This is a genomic window from Candidatus Zixiibacteriota bacterium (genome assembly GCA_026397505.1).
GTDB lineage: Bacteria > Zixibacteria > MSB-5A5 > GN15 > PGXB01 > JAPLUR01.
Window position 1 is genome coordinate 69,382 of record JAPLUR010000061.1, and the last position, 18,805, is coordinate 88,186.

Genomic DNA, 18,805 nt, shown 5'->3' on the forward strand with positions numbered 1-18,805 from the left:
AAGAGCTTGCCATTTCTTTATTTGCGGTATGCCGATCCCAGCGAAAGACAGAAAAGAATATGATCGTCTGGTTGCCTTGATCAGACATTACGACCGGATGTACTACATCCTCGATAAACCCGAGATATCCGATGCCGAGTATGACCGCCTTTTCGACCAGCTTCTGAAAATCGAAAAAGAGCATTCCGAAATTGTCACTCAGGATTCTCCTTCACAGCGTGTCGGAGCCACCCCGCTGCCGGAGTTTAAGTCGATTGCGCACCGAGCACGAATGCTCTCGCTGCAAAAGGTAACCTCGAAAGAGGAATTTGTCGAATTCGATCGCAGAGTACACGAAGGGCTGGAGGCCAATGAAGACATTACCTATACGGTGGAGCCAAAACTGGATGGATTGGCGGTCGAGTTGATATATGATAATGGCATTCTGACAACTGGTTCTACGCGTGGCGATGGTAGTCGCGGTGAGGACGTCACTCAAAACCTGCGGACTATCAGAAGCATCCCGCTGAAGCTCTCGGATGATGCAGCGCGGAAATATCCCCTGTTGGAAGTGCGCGGCGAAGTAATTATCAGAAAATCATCATTCCTTAAATTAAATAATAGAATGACCGCTCAGGAGCTGGCCCCCTTCGCCAATCCCCGGAATGCCGCCGCCGGGTCGCTTCGTCAACTTGATTCCAAAATCACCGCCGGCCGGCCGCTGATTTTCTATGCCTATGGCATCTCCGCCACCGATCTGCCCAACATGACCACCCAATATGATATCATGCAATTTCTCAAGCGCGAGGGATTTCTGATTAATGAATTTGTCGACCGCGCAAAAGGCGTTAACAAAGTTACCGAGAAGTTTTATAAACTGGCGGACATCCGACCAAAATTGGATTATGAAATCGATGGCATGGTAATAAAGGTCGACCGATTCAATCAGCAGAGCACACTGGGTGAGATTTCGCGCGCCCCGCGCTGGGCGGTGGCCTGGAAATTCGCCGCCGAGGAAGCCGAGACAGTGGTACGCAATATCATATTCTCGGTCGGCCGCACCGGTGTTATCACGCCGGTGGCCCAGCTCGAGCCGGTGCATGTCTCGGGAGTAACTGTCTCCAATGCCTCCCTTCACAACGAAGATGAAATGAAGGAACTTGATATCATGATCGGCGACATGGTCATAATCCGCCGAGCGGGAGATGTCATACCGGAGGTGATGGAGGTTATCAAGGAAAAGCGAACCGGGAAGGAAAAAAGTGTCACCATGCCGGAAACCTGCCCCTCCTGCGGTACCAAGACGGTTCGCCCTGAGGGTGAAGCGGCGCACCGTTGTCTAAACTCGGCCTGCCCCGCTCAGATAATTGAAAAAATCTTCCATTTTGCCTCTAAAGAAGCCATGGACATCGAGGGGCTGGGTGGGAAAATGGCGGCGCAACTGGTGGAAACCAAACTGGTCAAAGACCCATCCGATATTTACTATTTGACAAAAGAAATGCTTCTCCCCTTGGAGCTTATGGGTGATAAGCGGGCGCAGAATCTCCTCGATTCCATAGAGGTCTCCAAGAAACGGGATTTGCCGCAGATTATTGTCGCGCTGGGAATATTCAATGTCGGAGAGACCGCCGCCCGGGCTCTGGCGGGACATTTCGGAGAATTTGAGAAACTCTACCGGGCCACTTTTGAAGAATTGACCACAATTGAAGGAATCGGCCCGATTATCGCCCAATCAGTCATTGATTATTTCGCCAACCCCGGCAATAAGGAAATGATTGCCAAAATGAAGAAGGCCGGAGTCAGCTTCCCCAATTTCGCTATGAAGAGAAAATCATCCTCTCTGTTGGGGAAAACCTTTGTCATAACCGGCACCCTTTCTTTGCCGCGGGATCATTTTAAGAAGCTTATTGAAGATGCCGGGGGAAAGGTCTCCGGGTCGGTTTCCTCGAAGACCAACTATCTCCTGGTCGGTGAAGATGCCGGCAGCAAGCTCGATGGCGCCAAAAAGCTGGGTGTGAAAATAATAACCGAAGAGGAACTCGGAAAACTCCTGTCATAAGCGCCCAATTCCCCGTCAGAAAAATGATTCCATCACATCGGCCCCCAACGCCCCTGCCAGCAATATAGCCCGGTTGTGTCCACTCGCAGATCAATCGTGAATATAAGAGACTCCATAAGGGGGAGGAGATATGGAGTAATGAAAGTGACAGTATAGTCGTCGGGCTTAAGATTTATTATTTCATAATCCAAATCATAATTGCAGAGGCATCTGCAACCGGAATTAAGCTCTCTTTCGGTTATGGTAATTGAATCTCGCGAAATCCGGATATCGGCCAGGATTGAATCGGGGCAACAGTTAAATACAGCATTGATATGTTTCAGGCGCAGAACTCTCTTGCCGTCATATTCAACGGTAACACAATTTCCGGGGGACAATAGGCGGTTACCGTCGAATGAGTACTCCCCTTCCTTGCAGCCGCTATATTTTGCCAAATAGCCTGAGGCTGTTTCCGGGAGGATATTTCTCTCAATACAGTATATCCCTGTGGGTTCATTTTCCAGGTCGGTAGCGACGGCCAATGGCAGGTCATTTCCCAGGGTGTAAACCTCAATTATTTTGATAACGTATTTTCCGACCGGCAGATTTCTGATTTCATATTCCACATCATAATAGCAGAGACAGTGGCAGGGGCCGTTCGGACCATAGGATTCCTTCTCTTTGATTAGGACGGTATCGCCTAAGACACCCAGATCGGCATTGATTATGGCGCAGCAGTTAAAGACGGCATTAATGTGTTTGACACGAAGAATCCTATTCTCTCCATGATAACTATATTCCAGGCAGTCTCTATTGGGAGGAATGGAGTCGGCAGATTGAATTGGCGGCGACGGCTTGCAATCGGTCTTATCGACAATTATTCCATAGGGAAGCGAATCGTCGGCGTCTCCGGTCATTTTCTTTTCGCCGCAACTGTTAAGCAGAAATAAGATCGCCACGGCCAGAAGTAGGCAGAGATTGAAGGCAGCCGTGATTTTCCGCCTGATAATTTCCCTTGTCATAGATTTTCCCTCCTTCAGCCAAAATCATTTTAATCAATATCAGGTTAATCACTCCTGTCAAGTCTATTCGGCGAGCCGCCTGAGGCGGGAGGAAATCTTGCTCGACCCGCCGTAATCGATGGCTCCAGTTACATGACGAAGTTCCCGGCTGAATGGTTTATTTCATTCTTGCCCCAGCCTTCTGCCTGTTGAAACCTTTCATAATGGTTTTCCGTATTCCAAGTAGAAAACCATAAATATGCAGAGAGGTTTCGATGAAAAGATTATTCCTGATTCTCTGTCTCGTGATTCTGATTTTTCCTCTGGCATCGGCTGACAATGAGACCTGTCAGCGATTCCGCTCACATGGTCATAATTACGCCCATCTGGAGGATGTCAGCATCAATACCGACGACGATGTTGTCATTATCCGGCACAATGACCATAGCTCCGGCTCGGTCAAAATTGTCCATGGAGATGAGTTGTATGTTGACGGTCACCGGGTAGAACTCGATCAGCAGCAGCAGAAGCTTGTCAGAAATTATTATGAACGGGCTCTGGAAATGACGGAATATGCTGAGGATATCGGCCTGGCTGGGGCTGAGGTGGGAATAGAAGGGGCCAAAATAGGCCTCAGAGCGGCCGGCAAAGCGCTGAGCCTCATTTTTACCGATTATGATGAAGAGGATTTTGAACGCGAAATCAAAAGAGAATCAAAGAAAATCGAGGCCAAAGCCGACAAATTGGAAGACAAAGCCGACAAGCTGGAAGACATGGCCTCCGAACTTGAAGATTTGCAGGATCAGCTGAAAGACGGAATCCCCGCTCTTGACGAGTTGGATTGGTTCTGAGATTTTCCGGTATCATCCCTGCAATAAACAGGTGATCGATTGATTCGCAGTCGCAGGCTGCAAATATAAATCACAAGATTTTTCTAATTATTTCCTGAGCATCCTCTGACATCCGGAATGAAAAAGGCTATCGGGAGCAGATCCCGACAGCCTTGATATTGATTATCGCAAAGAGATCAGAGTTTGGCCGCAACCGCATGCGCAATGTCAAGCGTGGTTGATTTGCCGCCCATATCATAAGTCCGGGCTTTTCCCTCTTTTATGACCATCGCAATGGCGTTTTCGAGTTGCACTGCCTTTTCTTTCTCTCCCAGCCATTCCATCATAAGCACCACAGTCAGCAACATCGCCATCGGATTGACTTTATACAATCCGGCATACTTGGGAGCGGAACCATGGGTCGGTTCGAAAACGGCATAGTTATCGCCGATATTGCCGGAGGAAGCAAAGCCGAGTCCGCCAACCAGCTGAGCGCATAAATCGGAGATGATGTCACCGAAAAGGTTTGAGGTCACCAGCACCGAATAATCGAGCGGGTTTTTCAGAAGCCACATACACATGGCATCGATATTGGCCTCCCAGAACTGAATATCGGGGTAGTTCTTGGCCACTTCACGCGCCGTCCGGACCATCAGCCCCGAGGTCTCCCGCACCACATTCGGCTTTTCGACCACCGTCACCGATTTGCGTCCGCTTTTCCTCGCATATTCGAAGGCATCGGTTACAATATTGCGGCACCCGGTTTTGGTATTGATTCGCAATGATACCGCTACTTCGCCGGCAGGGTGCTTGTCAAACTTCTTCATCTTGGGATTATGCTTTTTGATCACCTCCCGGACCTCATCGGGGAGAGGGAAAAACTCCACACCAGCATAAAGGTCTTCGGTGTTTTCCCTGAAAACAACGATATCAATCCCTTCCTTGTAGTTCAGAGGATTTCCCGGATAAGCCTTACACGGCCGCAGGTTGGTGCGAAGATTGAATTCCTGCCTTAACCCAACAATCGGCGAGGAGTAGATATGTCCTTTCCCTCTGAGTTCGGGAGACAGATCCGCCTCGGCCTCCTCCTTGGGCTTGGAAGTAATAGCGCCGAACAGGGCGCAATCGGTGTTTCTTAAAATCTCCTTCGTGCGGTCAGGAAGAGGATTTGCTTCTTTGCACCAGAACTCCCAGCCGATATCGGCGGGGATATATTCGGCATCGAATTTGAACCTATCCAGGACGATTCGGGCCGCATCCATGACATCGCAGCCGACTCCATCACCGGGTATCCAGGCAATTTTGTACTTGGCCATATCGTTTTAGATTCTCCTTCACTATAATTGAAATGTCAGATTGATGAGATGTGAATCCCACAGGTTGTCTTTATACGGCAGGAAAGCATAATCGATGCGCAGATTTCTTCTGGCAAATCCGGCGCCGGCTGAGAAATCCTTTGTATCATAGCCGAAACGATATCCGGTTCGCAAGAAGAGACTGCTTGATACTTTGTATTCCCCGCCCAGATGAAGATGGAAATCATCATCCTGGATAACTATGTCCGCCGCCGGGAGAAAACGAGCGAAACGATAGGAAACACCGGCGCGGAAAGCAGTCGGAAGTTTATATTCCTCTTCACGGATTTTCATTTTCTGGCCCAGATTCAAAACAGCGAAACCGACATTAAGGTCGGTCATTGGGCGGGTTAGAAGCCCTATATCGGCATTAAAAGCCGAGCCGTGGAAATTTTCTATCTTTTCAAACATCCATCCCAGCATGAAGCCAAAAACGACATCCTTATCCACCTCAAATGACACACCGGTCTTGAATGATATATCATGGGCATCGAAAGCAGTGTAATCGCTGGTTGGTGTCAGGCCGCGTCCTTGAAGATTACCGTCCACCGCAAACTGCACGCCGGCGGAAAAGGTGATCGATTTCTTCTGGAATGACAGGTAGCCGGTCTCTATTCGGATATTTTCCCAATATGTATTATGGCCAATCGAGGCGGCCAGGGGTCCGATACCGAAAGCGGCGGCCGGATTGTACCCCGCCGAATAGGGATCCTGCACTACGGCCGTGAATGCCCCACCCATACCGCTGGGCCGTGCCCCTGCTTCGACCGTGAGCAAATCCAATCCGGTCTGGCCGAAAATCGGCGGAACTGATATAAGGCAAAGGGCGATTGAAATAATCAGGGTTTTTCTCATAAGGGCCTCTAAAATTTCAAATCCAGACTGATTATATGGTCACTGCCCTCATCCGTGCGCTCGGCGGAAAAGGCATAGTTGAAACAAAGGGTGGCCTTCTTTAGCGCAAATGTGTACCCCATCCCGGCGGTCACGGCCCCCTCGTTGAGACCTCCCCGCAGCAGGAGGCGGTTCCTGAAATCATACTCCGCTCCGAAACGAGACACCAGCGCCTGTTTGAAATTCTTTTCCAGGTCCAGCGCCACCAGCAGTTTTCTATCAATCGCCCTGCAGGATACGCCCAGACCCAGCAGATTAGGAAATTTGTCGTCCTGTGTTGCAGCCAACCCGGCATTCTTATCACTCCAGGAATAGTTGGCCGCGAGATGGCTGAACACCAGACCTGCTTTGATATCGGTGATCGGTTTCCCCTCCATTGAACCATATTGAAAAAGGGAGTCGATCGAAATCATTATTCCCATGTTAATGCCAATGGAAGTAGCGCTGAGGTCGGAAAGTCGCTTATAATAATAATTCAACTTGGTCCCCAACCCCAGGAAAGGAGCGAACTGCTTACCGAAGGTAAGGCCAAAATCATTTTCGCTGGAAGAAATAGTTCCCCCCAACTTCTGCCCGCTGCTGTTGCGTGTGTCGACCTCGCCATAGCCGGCATAAAGCCAGCTCAGTCCAAGTCCGGAGGCTCCGCGCGTCGGCAGCATGAATGAGACAAAACCAAGTTTCCTCCCCAGATCCATGACACGATAAGAACTGGCAATGGTCTTGGTCTGCACGGCCGGCGCACCGGCGGGATTGAAGAGTTGCCCGGCGGCGTCATCGGACACCCCGATATAAGCTCCCCCCATTCCGGCCGGACGGGCCTGCACCGCCAGCTTCAAAAAGGCTCCGGCATAGCCACCATCTTCCGTCTCGGCGGCGGCAATCTGGCTGAAAACCAGACACAAAATCATAAATACGGCTATTCTTTTCATATTTTGTCCTACGGTATAATGGCCAATTTGCCCCAGTATTTTTCCCCGGTCGACAGCTCCACCTTGAAATAATATATGCCGGCCGAGACGATTTCGCCTTCCTCGCCCTTCGCATTGCGACCATTCCAGTGGTCATACGAGGCCACTACTTTCGGGCCGCCCGACCGCCACTCCGAGGTGATTACTTTTTTTACCAGATTCATAGCGAAGTCGTAGACGCTGACCGAAACATAAGCGTCCCTGGGTATCGGATAATGAAAAGTGAGCAGACCTTCACCATATGGCGAAAATGGAACGGGATAGGCATATACTTCCGGCGTGGTGTCGTTCACCCGGTAAATACTCCAATCCGAAATCCCAAGGCTGTCAAGGCGGACTTTCGCCGCACCGTCATCGGTGCCAACCCAGAGATAATTGCCGACAATCTTCACGGCATAAGCGGGCGTCCCCGGAGAAATCGAGTAAGGAACCGGTGGATCGAAATTGGCCAGCACGCCGCTTATTTTTATGGTATCCCAGCTCTGGCCGACGTTGCGGCTGTGCAGCAGTCCCGCCGTGGTCGCGGCAAATACCTGCGAATCGAGGAAAGCATAATTCCAGCAAATCACCCCTGAATTCTTCACTTCCCATCCCTGACCGTCTAGAGAGGCGACCGAGATTCCATCATACCCATTGCCTGATGCCCCGGGGCGAGTGGTGGCCCAGATTTTACCCGTTCCCTCCGAAAGCGGCTGAACGCCAAGCGCAGTGACCCAATTCCCGGAAATGGGATAGATTGAAGAAATTGTATACCGGGTAGCCAGATCCTGATGTTTCGGGTTGTTATTAGCAATGGTCAGAAACCAGAGATTGGCGCCGGCCGGCGATATCGCCAGACCCTTCGAAGATCCTATGTAAATTGTATCCTGGAAGATATCAATGCAGTTCAGGTCCTGCTTGTCAAGGTTCAAAGTGGGATTATGATAATCATTGATGGTGCCGGAAGGCTGACTGGCAAAGCCTTTGCCATTTGGGGAAAAAGAAAACCAGTTCTTCCCCACCAGATAGACTGCAGAGTCGATAAAATCTATATCATAGTAAGGTGTATCGGCCAGGAATATATCCCAGAGATTATCGTAGACACTGAAACGGTGAACCGAACAGTGGCCCACAGCTGGATTGAGCGGATGATTGATACTCCAGATGGCGGTGGAATCATGAACGCCCACACTGTCATGATACTCCTGAACCCCCACCCGGATAGAGCGTGCGCCGGTCGTGTCACTGTCGGTAAAAGGGAAATATCGGAATGAGTCAACAAGGCCCAGATTGTCCAGAAAGAGTTTCACCAGGCCGGAATCGGTACCCACCCAGAGATTAGAGGAATCCGCCGCGACGGAATGGACAATACTTCGGCCATTTACAAGTGTTGTATCAAGCGTGTCAACATATATTTTTTGCCAGACATGACCGGTATCCGGAGTCATATACAGACCCGCTTCATATGCCGCCATAAAGAGATTTGGTCCGACCGCCGCAAATTCCACGGGATATTTCTTCGGCCCAATCAATCCCGTCAGTCCCGTTGTAACCGGCTGAAAGGAGATCCCATTATCATCAGAAACTGCCAGCCCGGTGCTCAGGCCGCCAAGAGAATCAAGCGTCCCTGCGAAAAGGCGGCCGCCAAAACTGAAGACAGCCGTCACCGCTCTTCCCGGCAGACCATTGGCCTGAAATGAGGAAAGAAAACTCTCCTTTCCGTCTCTTACGATGCGCCGGGTCAGACCCGAATCGCCGGCGATATAGATGAAGCTGTCAGCGGAGGAAATGCTGAAGATGTAGTTTGAAGACGGTTTGGCGTAGGCCGGCGCAAAGATATATTGTACCAAGCCATCGACTGTTCCGGCCCAGAGCACCAGTGAATCATGATGCAGAGTATCAAAGGCGGCCGAAAAATAGAGGTTGCTGAAGGCCAGAGGCGTCAGCGAATCCTGAATACTGGCATAGAGACTCTGCCAGCTGGCTCCGCGGTCGAAACTCCCAAACAGCCCGCCTGCCCAGGACGCCCCGAATAGAAGCGTATCATCGCCGGTGATATCGAACACAGTGGCCTGGGGTCCATATGAGCCTTTGACCATCAAGGTATCCCATAATTCTCCCTCGTTATCGGTAAAAGAGAGACCGTCTGCATAAGGGAAAGTACTCTCATTTCTGCTGACAGTATGATTAGTGGCCAGCCATAGCCTGCCGCCGAGATCGTCCGAGTATATGGCCGAAATTTCATCCGAAACCAGGCCGTTGGTGCTGTCAAAATAAAACCAGGTGGCGCCGCTATCCGGAGTGAAACTGACGCCCCGCCCGGTGGCCAGCCAGATGCCGTTCTTGTGGGTCACGATATCGATCACCGCATTGTTTGAAAGTCCTTCAATCGGCTGCTCAAAGGTCTCCATCAACATTGCCATCAGAGAGCCGGGAACCAGGATCAGTAGAATCAGGAAAACTGCTTTTTTCACTTTTATCTCCTAAAAAAAATAGCCGAAGACTAATAATTAAAGTCCGGCTACCGCTATTTTTCAATCCATCCACTCAGAATATCAGGTTCGCTTCTTTATCAAGACTCGCTACGCAACACCTCCGTAAAATGTAAAAATAACTCAAATTTTCCCCAAGTCAAGCGGATAAAATCAAATTAAAACCCGGGAACACCCTGCTCCCGCCAATAATATGGTTTTTCCCGCAAATAAAGCCTTGAAAGGAAATGGTTTGACAAACCGCCCCGGGTGCTGTTTCTTAGAGGAAATCCCATTCCTGAGGAAATACTGTATGAAGAGAATATTGCCGTTGATCATTTTGACAATTCTGGGCCTGCTGGCGGTCATAATTCCCGGCTGCGATGAGCTGGTCACCAAAGAAAACACCACTTATGTGACCGATACCATAATTGACAGCACCTGTGTGGCGGTTTGTCATTCCGATATCAGCAACACCATGTCAACTGCCATAAAGCAGTGGGATAATTCCGCCCATTCTTCGGATACCCTCTCCGATTACACTTATTTTGGCCGGAATACCCGTATCTGCGGACCGGCCTGCCACAGCACCGATGGCTTTGTGCGTTCCCTTAATTCGCCCGTGGATTCGGTTCCTTACCCGAGCGAAATCGGTTGTTTCGCCTGCCATCATCCTCACACAACCTGGGATTTCGCGCTGAGAGATACGGCGGCGGTGAATCTCGCTTCCGGCCCCTCATACAATCGCGGCCATTCCAATATTTGCGCCCGCTGCCATAAAGCAACTACCGATCCTGCACAGGCGGCTCATGATTCGGTTAATATCACCCTTCCCTGGGGGCCGCACGGTTCAACCCAGGCCGACATGCTGGCCGGCGAGGGGGGATATAATTTCGCTGATACTGCGATAGGGAATTCCTCCCATACGGTAACTGTTACTTCGGGATGTATTACCTGTCACAAAGAGAAATCAAAGGGCCTTAATCTGGGCGGCCATACTTTTAAGCTGAAAGATGGCCCGCTTATTCTGGCCGAAACCTGTAATCGTGCCTCCTGCCATCAATCGAATCCGGTCGTCGATTTCTTCCAGTATGACTCTCTGCAGGTTGCCTATCTGGCGACCATTGATACTTTGAAAGGAAAACTGATTGAGTCGAATCTGCTTGATTCAGCCGGCCTGCCGGTGGAGCGGATAGTGGCAACAGCCGACTCTGCCGGAGCGCTATTCAACTATCTTTTTATGATGGGTGATAAGAGCGGTGGCGTGCACAACACCAAATATGGTCTGACCCTGATGCGGTATTCCCTGAATTACCTGAGGCTACCTCTTCGCTAAAAAAAAGCCGCCTTCAGAGGCGGCTTTTTTATTTATCCCGACAGAATTTCTATTTATTGGCCTCAAATTTGGCCGTGAGGGCCGGTACAATCTCAAATAAATCACCCACGATGCCAAAGGTGGCAATATTAAATATTGGGGCATCCTTGTCGCGGTTAACCGCCACAATGGCTTTCGAGGTTTGCATGCCCACCAGGTGTTGAATAGCGCCGGAAACGCCTATCGCAAAATAGAGTTTGGGATTGACTGTCTTGCCGGTCTGACCAACCTGGTGCGAGTAGGCAATCCATCCGGCGTCAACAATGGCACGTGAGGCGCCAAGACCGGCCCCAAGAGAATCGGCCAGTTTTTTAACGAGCGGAAGGCTTTCGGGTCCGCGAATTCCCCGGCCGGCTGTCACAATAATATCGGCCTCGGTAAGATTGACTGATTGCCCCGACTCCACGACCATTTCCTTCACCACTCCCTTGGCCGTCAGCAGGGTCGAATCCACCGACTCGGCCACCACCTCGCCCGAACCGTCTTTGGACTCTTCGAAGATTTTAGGGCGGATTGTGGCGAAAAATATCTTGCCGTCGCTGTTAGTCAGGTCAACAATAACATTGCCGCCGTAGGAGGGGCGCGTGATTATGATTTTATCCCCCTCGGTTTTCAAGCCGGTGATATCGGAGGCCATGGCGCCGCCGCTAAGAGCCGCCAGGCGGGCAAATAGGGCCTTGCCATAGAAAGTAGCCAGCCCCAGAACCACTTGCGGTTGATATTTCTTTATCAGTTCCGTGATGATCCTTCCGAGGATTTCATCGTTATGATATTTCAGCGCCGGATTGGAGACCGCCAGCACTTTGCCCCCTCCCCTTTTAGCCAGCTCCGAGGCGAGGCCATCGGCTGATTCGGCCAGGCACACGGTTATAATTTCTCCGCCGATCTTTTTTGCAGCGCTGATCAGCTCGTAACTTACATTGGAAAGCTTGCCGTTTTTCTGTTCGGCGACGAGAAGAACCCTGATGCTCATTCTTTTATCCCTTCGAGTTTTTCAGCCAGAATCCGGGCCGCCTCCATAACCTTCAGGAGCGGTGCCTTGCATCGTGTGGCGGCTTCGGAGCAGTCATCATACTCCGGCTGAATTTTTATTCCATCTTTTATTTTCAATATTTTCACCTGAATCGGGCCATATTCTGTCTCAACAACTTTTATTTCCCGATCCAGAATTCTCCTCTTTTCACTGCGGAATCTGATTCCCGCGGTGGAAGTTTCCCGGAATATAATGTCGCCGAGTTTATCCACCAAATCCTTTTTGCAGAGAACGGTAAGGAGATTCCCCGGGCGGCTTTTTTTCATTATTACCGGCGTGATAAACATCTCGGCCGCGCCCGCGGAATAGAGACGCCCCAGAAGATGATCATATACTTGGGGATTCATATCATCTATATTGGTCTCGATCACTTCTATCGTGTCATGCCCGGGGGAATTATCCTCACTGATTTCGCCCAGGATTATGCGGAGAAGATTGGGACGATCTGGAAAATCCATGTTTCCAGCCCCATAGCTGACCCGGAGTGGCGTAAATTCGGGACCGGCTCCCTGAGCGCCATTTAATTCAAGCAGGGTGGTCAGAATAGCGGCTCCGGTCGGAGTCACCCTCTCCCCTTCATACTCTTCCCGGCGGACAGGAAAACCTTTTAGCATTTCTATCGTTGCCGGGGCGGGAATGGGAATCATCCCATGTTCTGATCGGACAATTCCCCGGCCAAGGGGGAGAGCAGAAGACAGAATCAGGTCGGGATTGAAATGGGCAATCCCGATGGCGCTTCCAACAATATCAATAATCGCATCTATGCCACCGACCTCATGGAAATGAACCTTTTCAGGTATGGTTTTGTGAACTCTGGCTTCCGCCTCAGCCAGTTTCCTGAAAATCCGACGGGAAATGTCTTTTACTTTTTCCGGCAAATCTGCGGCATCAATAATACTCAGAATTTCATTCAGATGCCGGTGACTTTTATCATTCTCGATGAGAACATCGAATTTGACTGCTGACACTTTGTGCCTTTCGGTCGGCGATTGCCCCAAGTCGTATCCTGCGAGGTTCAGTTTGCGCAGTTGCTCTTTCAAATAATCGAAAGATAGGCCGAGGTCCAGAAGGGCGGCCACGGTCATATCGCCCGAGATTCCCGAAAAACAATCGAAGTAAAGAATTTTCATGATTTAATTTTCAACTGCAATTCTGGCGATCATGGCCGCCGCCACACCGGCGCCAAAACCATTGTCAATGTTGACTACCGTCACTCCCGAGGCACAGGAATTGAGCATGGCCAGCAGCGCCGCCAGACCGCCAAAGGAAGCGCCGTATCCAATTGAGGTCGGAACGGCAATTACCGGCTTGTCAACCAGGCCGCCGACCACCGAAGGCAGCGCCCCCTCCATGCCGGCCACAACTATGATGACGGCTGCTTTTCGGAGAAGCTCTTTACCCTCCAGGAGACGATGCAGGCCAGCCACACCGACATCATAGAGTCTCTCCACCGGGCAACCCATGACCCAGGCGGTCAGAGCTGCTTCCTCGGCCACCGGAATATCCGAGGTTCCGCCGGAGCATACCAATACCAGTCGCTTCGTCTGCCTCAGCGGTTTTTTCTTGCGGCCGCTTAAGATCAGCCCCAGTCGGGCATCAGGGAAATATTGAGCCGACTTGATTCCCTTACTTAGCTGTTTAAACCTGGCCGCTTCAAAACGACTGATTAAGACATCGCAGCCGGAAGTGACAATCTTTTTAGATATTTCGAGAATTTGTTTGTCCGTTTTACCCGGCGCATAAATAACCTCAGGCTGGCCCCGCCTTATGGCCCGGTGATGATCTACCCGGGCAAAACCGATGTTTTCCATCGGAAAGGCCTTTAATTCCTCAAGCGCCTGCTCCACGGAAACCCGGCCGGAGCGGACATCGTCAAGAAGCTTGTTAAAAAATGCCTTATCCATCTATTTCCACCCTGGAATTGTCCGGAAATTCCTTTAAAAGGGTTTCAATATCTTTGTAACAGAGAACTGTTTTTAACTGATCTCTCATCACCGCTCCCCCCGGAAATCCTTTGGAATACCAGGCCAAATGCTTGCGCATCTTAAGCGCCCCCCCCTTTTCCCCGAATTGCTCAATAATCAGTCGGGCATGCTCCAGGGCTATTTCTATTTTGTCACCAATGGATAACGGAGGCAGGAGGATTCCATTCTCGAGAAAGCAGCCAATAGCCCGGAAAATAGTCGGATTTTTCATGGCTGCCCGGCCAATCATAATTGCATCACAGCCGGTTTGAGCCAGCATATCGGCGGCATCCTGTGGATTAGTGATATCCCCGTTTCCGATTACCGGAATGGAAACTGCTTCTTTCAGAGCCGTTATTTTTGACCAATCAGATTTTCCGGCAAATCCTGCCGAGCGGCTTCGTGGATGCAGGGTTATTGCCGAAATCCCTGCTTTTTCCGCCTCTTTTCCGACCTCCAGATAGACATCAGAGTCCTCTTCCCAGCCGGTTCTCATTTTGATCGTTACAGGCAGGGCGGTGTTTTCGACAGCGGCTCTCATTATTTCACCAGCCAGTTTCATATCCCGAAGGAGAGCCGCCCCTCCGTTCTTCTTGACCACTTTTTTTACGGGGCACCCGAGATTAATATCAATTAGATCCGGTTTCATTTCTTCGAGGCGTTTTATGGCCCCGACGATTTTTTCCGGAGAGGCTCCAAATATTTGAACCCCAACAGGATGCTCGTCAGGATTCAAGTCCACCATAGACATGGTTTTTCCCTGATTGTGGAAGATTGCATCCGAGGAGATCATTTCGGTATAGCAGAGAGACGCCCCATATTTGCGAGCCAGGAGCCTGAAGGCGCGGTTGGATACCCCCGCCAGAGGGGCCAGGATGAGGATTCCGCCAAGGTTCAAGTTTCCTATGCGCATGCCGACAATATAATTAAGCCGAAAATTAATGGCAACCAACAGAGATAAAATTGTTGTCTGAATAGCATTTAAATCAATATGCTAAAGGCGGTCTTTGAAAGGAGCCCCGTATGCCGGAAATTATCGTAAAATATGAGGATAAAGTAATTGAGAGGGTAGTCTCGGAAAAGAAACGGCTCTCGATTGGTCGGACGCCCGATAACGATGTTGTCCTCGAAAATCGGGGAGTCTCCCGTAAACATGCCCAGCTGGAGTTTAATGATAATGCCGCTGTGGTGATGGACAATCAGTCTTTGAACGGTACCTTTGTAAATAATCGGAAAATAACCGAAGAAATATTGCACGATGGAGATGTCATTACTATTGGCAAATACAGCTTGATTTACAACAGTCAGGAGGCAAATAAGGAATCCGCCGCCAGTCTCGATGGTACCATGGTTCTGAAGACAAAAAAGCATAAAGAACTGGTCGAGAACGACCGGCTGGAACGGGAAATCGTCCAGAGAATGGGCGGCACGGTGCTTCTGGGCGAGGAAAATACCGATTTCTCGGAATATCGCATCGATCGCAACGTGACCACCATCGGGAAAGCCAAGTTTGTCCATGTCCATGCCCGGGGATTCCTCCTGTCGGGTATCCAGGCCAAAATCGTGAAGGACTCCGAGCAGCATGTTCTGGTTAACCTGGGACGAAAAGGTAAGACAAAAGTGAATGGTGATGAGGTCACTCGCCAGAATCTGAAGAACGGGGATATTATACAGGTAGGAAAATCAATCTTCCGGTTTGTGGAAGGACAGCAATAGATGAAAGTAGCCTTTATATCGGATATTCACGGCAATCTGGAAGCATTAGAAAGCGTCCTGCGGGATATCGAAAAAGAAGGAGTGGAGAAAATTCACTTTCTCGGCGATGTGGTCGGATATGGATGTGATCCCAATGAATGCGTCAAACTGGTGGCAACGCATTGCGAATTCAAGCTTCTCGGGAATCATGACTTTGCGGCCATGGGATTGGAATCGATTGAGAATTTTAATCAGGTAGCGCAGGCATCCATGACCTGGACCATCGAGAAAATCACAAAAAAATCGGTCTCCTTTCTGGCCGATTTTGAAATGGATGCCGATTTCCTTGATTATCATCTGGTGCACGCCTCTCCCGAGGAACCGGAGCAATGGCATTACATACTCAACGCCGCCCAGGCCACCGCTCAATTCGAGCACTTCAGTCAGTCAATATGCTTTATCGGCCATTCGCATATACCGGCGATATTTATCAGGGACAGAGAAGGGAATATCACGCAGATGGCAAAATCGTCGCTGGAATGCTCTCCGGAAAAAAGATATATGATAAATGTCGGTTCGGTGGGACAACCGCGCGACAATGACCCGCGCGCCTGCTATATCATCACCGATACTGATTCCAACCAGGTCAATTATCGCCGGGTCGATTATGATGTCAAAACGACACAGGCCAAAATGAAGAAAGCCAGGCTGCCCAATTTTCTGATCGAAAGACTGGCGGTCGGGCAATAATAGAGGTTGTCGCATGGTCAGAAAATATTCAGCCTATATCCTTTGTCTGCTGATTTCTATTCTGGTAGTGGCGCTTTACAACAGCAACTTCTCTCCGCTGAATCGGCTGGAATGGAAAATCCAGGATCTGCTCTACAGCTTTCGGGGACAATCGAATAACATTTCCGATATCGTGCTGGTTAACATCGATGACAGGACATTGAACGAGTTCGGGTCATGGCCCTGGCACCGGGATCGGGTGGCCGACCTGGTAGCCGCCGTCGGTTCGGGCCAGCCTAAGACAATCTTCCTGGACATGTTCTTTGACCCCAACGTGGCTGAAGATACATTGGGATATACCGGAATTCTGGCCGGGCAGATGTCCTGGACAAAAAATGTCATTCTGCCTTATGAAATAAATCGGGGTGAAATCAGAACCAATCGCATATCTACACCCAAATACCTGTATCCCTTTTCAGCCCAGGTAAACAATGACCTGGGCGTTCTCGATGAAAATTCCTCGCTCCTGGCCCAGAAAGTTTTCCTTCCTCCCGAAGAACTCTGTCAATATTCCGCCGGGATGGGTTTCAAATATGTGATCCAGGATCTGGACCGCAAGATCCGCTGGGAACCGCTTATAATGTACTATGATGGATATTACTACCCATCGGCTCAGCTTATGGCGGCGGCCAATTACCTGGGGAAACCGGCCTCATCCATCGTTGTATCCGGTGGTGACTTTGTAAGGATCGGCATTCGGCAGATCCCGATCAACGACCGGGGAGAATTGTTTATAAATTACAGCAACCCGGGGAATTCTTTTGTCCAGATTTCCGCCGCTGATATCTTGAATGAGAAAGTGGATTTCGGGAAAGTTAAAGACAAATTGGCGATTATTTCGGTCACCGCCGAACGGGTGGCTGATCTCTATCATACTCCGGTTTCACCCAATCTTCCGGCCTCGGAAGTAACCGCCAATGTCATAGAGAACATCGTCCACGCCAATTTTATGAAACGGATGGATTCCTCTCCCGGAACCGACATGTTAATCCTTTTTGTTCTTGGCGGAGCCTTTGCCTTTATTCTTCCGCGAGTATCACTTCTTTATCGCATGGTAATATTGATTATCAGTCTCTTCGTGTTGGCCAATCTGAATTTCATATTATTCAATTCATTGAAGATTCTGATTCGTTCGCTTTATATCGGCCTCGAAATCTTTCTTCTGATTCTGGCCGGTCCGATACTGGATAATGAATTTTTATCACGGTTTTCTTCTATACCGGGAAAGCAGCCGATCAAGTCCAAAGTGCCGAAGCTGCCCAAGATTGAAACGCCTCATAGAGATTTCGGGACGGTCAGGCCTCCGGCAGCGATGCCGGGCCACTCGACAGAGACTGCCCAAAGCAACATAGCCACCGGCATGATGGATACTCCTCGGCATCCTAAAGCGGCGGCCCAGCCTGATACCACTGCCGCCGCCACGGTTAAGGCTGAAAAAACAGTCTCGATGGTGGCCGACAATGTCAAAGAAGCTCCAATTGATGAGACCGAATTTGAATATAATTCGAAGAAATATGAGGCATCCGAAATGCCGGCTGAGGAATCGCCGATCACGAGCACGCCGTCATTCGGTATTGATAGTCCGCAATTAAAGAATCTCGGGCGCTACCGTGTAGTCGGGGAATTGGGCAAAGGGGCGATGGGGACCGTTTACAAGGGGGTTGATCCGGCCATCAACCGGAATGTCGCCCTTAAGACCATCCGTCTCGACTTTGTGCAGGACCCGGAGGAGTTTGCAGAACTCAAGGAGAGGCTTTTCCGCGAAGCACGCGCGGCCGGAAAACTATCTCACTCGAATATTGTGACCATCTATGATGTGGGAACTGAAGGTACACTTCAATACATTGCCATGGAATATCTTCAGGGTCAGACCCTGGAGGAGATGATTCGCAAAAAAGTGAAATTCAACTACCGAATCATCGCTCAGATTATAACTCAGATCTGCTCCGCCTTGGAATATGCCCACAGCCAGGGAATTGTCCATCGGGACATCAAACCGGCCAATATTATGGTCTTGAATGACTATACGATAAAAGTCATGGATTTCGGTATCGCCCGGGTTGATTCCTCATCAATGACCCGCACCGGAATTGCCATGGGGACGCCAAATTACATTTCGCCGGAACAATTACAGGGACGACCGGTTGATCACCGCACCGATATATTCAGCCTGGGAATAGTTATGTATGAGATGCTGGTGCAACGGCGGCCGTTCCGCGGTGAAAATCTGACCTCTTTGATTTACAATATTGTCAACACCGAACCGGAACTGCCCTCATCAATCGACAAGTCAATTCCCCTTCTCTTTGATAGAGTGATTGATAAAGCTCTTAAGAAGAATCCTGATGAGAGGTATCAAAAGGCGGGAGATGTGGCAACAGCCCTGTACGACTTTATCCAGACTTTTTCCGGCAAGCGGAGCATGCCGGTCTGA

The 18,805-nt window shown here is 50.0% G+C and carries 15 protein-coding genes; 6 read left to right on the plus strand and 9 right to left on the minus strand.

Annotation, left to right across the window (positions count from 1 at the left end; all coding sequences use genetic code 11):
- The first annotated feature begins 28 nt into the window (after window positions 1-28).
- Window positions 29-2,038, plus strand: a complete 2,010-nt coding sequence (gene ligA / locus NT002_06435; protein ID MCX6828906.1) for an NAD-dependent DNA ligase LigA — start codon at window positions 29-31, stop codon at window positions 2,036-2,038.
- Between the two features lie 32 nt (window positions 2,039-2,070).
- Here ligA and NT002_06440 read toward each other — a convergent pair whose 3' ends face one another.
- A complete protein-coding gene (locus NT002_06440; GenBank protein MCX6828907.1) occupies window positions 2,071-3,039 on the minus strand; it encodes a hypothetical protein in 969 nt (322 codons plus the stop codon).
- A gap of 254 nt (window positions 3,040-3,293) precedes the next feature.
- Between NT002_06440 and NT002_06445 the strand changes: the two genes are divergently transcribed.
- Window positions 3,294-3,869: a hypothetical protein gene (locus NT002_06445; protein MCX6828908.1), complete on the plus strand. Its 576-nt coding sequence runs from the start codon at window positions 3,294-3,296 to the stop codon at window positions 3,867-3,869.
- A gap of 176 nt (window positions 3,870-4,045) precedes the next feature.
- Here the strand turns inward: NT002_06445 and NT002_06450 are convergent, their stop codons facing one another.
- From NT002_06450 to NT002_06465, 4 genes are read right to left on the minus strand one after another with little or no spacing between them, the layout of a single operon-like run.
- Window positions 4,046-5,164, minus strand: a complete 1,119-nt coding sequence (locus NT002_06450) for an isocitrate/isopropylmalate dehydrogenase family protein (protein MCX6828909.1) — start codon at window positions 5,162-5,164, stop codon at window positions 4,046-4,048.
- A gap of 21 nt (window positions 5,165-5,185) precedes the next feature.
- Window positions 5,186-6,058 carry a PorV/PorQ family protein gene (locus NT002_06455; protein ID MCX6828910.1) on the minus strand — a complete coding sequence of 291 codons (873 nt, stop codon included), beginning with the start codon at window positions 6,056-6,058 and terminating at the stop codon, window positions 5,186-5,188.
- Window positions 6,059-6,066: 8 nt separating this feature from the next.
- On the minus strand, window positions 6,067-7,026 hold the full coding sequence (locus NT002_06460) for a PorV/PorQ family protein (protein ID MCX6828911.1): 960 nt from the start codon (window positions 7,024-7,026) through the stop codon (window positions 6,067-6,069).
- A gap of 8 nt (window positions 7,027-7,034) precedes the next feature.
- Window positions 7,035-9,518 carry a hypothetical protein gene (locus tag NT002_06465; GenBank protein ID MCX6828912.1) on the minus strand — a complete coding sequence of 828 codons (2,484 nt, stop codon included), beginning with the start codon at window positions 9,516-9,518 and terminating at the stop codon, window positions 7,035-7,037.
- A gap of 310 nt (window positions 9,519-9,828) precedes the next feature.
- On the opposite strand from NT002_06465, the gene NT002_06470 reads away from it, so the two are divergent.
- A complete protein-coding gene (locus NT002_06470) occupies window positions 9,829-10,851 on the plus strand; it encodes a hypothetical protein (protein MCX6828913.1) in 1,023 nt (340 codons plus the stop codon).
- Between the two features lie 49 nt (window positions 10,852-10,900).
- Here the strand turns inward: NT002_06470 and NT002_06475 are convergent, their stop codons facing one another.
- From NT002_06475 to dusB, 4 genes are read right to left on the minus strand one after another with little or no spacing between them, the layout of a single operon-like run.
- A complete protein-coding gene (locus tag NT002_06475; protein MCX6828914.1) occupies window positions 10,901-11,863 on the minus strand; it encodes an electron transfer flavoprotein subunit alpha/FixB family protein in 963 nt (320 codons plus the stop codon).
- Window positions 11,860-13,053 (minus strand): nickel pincer cofactor biosynthesis protein LarC, encoded by a 1,194-nt coding sequence (gene larC / locus NT002_06480; GenBank protein ID MCX6828915.1) that lies wholly within the window; start codon window positions 13,051-13,053, stop codon window positions 11,860-11,862. The genes NT002_06475 and larC overlap by 4 nt, the downstream gene beginning before the upstream one ends.
- Before the next feature lie 3 nt (window positions 13,054-13,056).
- Window positions 13,057-13,827, minus strand: coding sequence for a nickel pincer cofactor biosynthesis protein LarB (gene larB, locus NT002_06485; protein ID MCX6828916.1), 771 nt, complete (start codon window positions 13,825-13,827; stop codon window positions 13,057-13,059).
- A complete protein-coding gene (dusB, locus tag NT002_06490; protein ID MCX6828917.1) occupies window positions 13,820-14,800 on the minus strand; it encodes a tRNA dihydrouridine synthase DusB in 981 nt (326 codons plus the stop codon). The genes larB and dusB overlap by 8 nt, the downstream gene beginning before the upstream one ends.
- 110 nt (window positions 14,801-14,910) lie before the next feature.
- Here dusB and NT002_06495 point away from each other — a divergent pair, with 110 nt between their 5' ends.
- The 3 genes from NT002_06495 to NT002_06505 are packed head-to-tail and all read left to right on the plus strand — an operon-like array spanning window position 14,911 to window position 18,805.
- The gene (locus NT002_06495) at window positions 14,911-15,603 is read left to right on the plus strand and encodes an FHA domain-containing protein (GenBank protein ID MCX6828918.1); all 693 of its coding nucleotides are present in this window, start codon (window positions 14,911-14,913) and stop codon (window positions 15,601-15,603) included.
- Window positions 15,604-16,332, plus strand: a complete 729-nt coding sequence (locus tag NT002_06500; GenBank protein MCX6828919.1) for a metallophosphoesterase family protein — start codon at window positions 15,604-15,606, stop codon at window positions 16,330-16,332. It abuts the gene before it with no gap.
- A gap of 13 nt (window positions 16,333-16,345) precedes the next feature.
- Entirely contained in the window at window positions 16,346-18,805 is a 2,460-nt protein-coding gene (locus NT002_06505; GenBank protein MCX6828920.1) for a serine/threonine-protein kinase, read from the plus strand.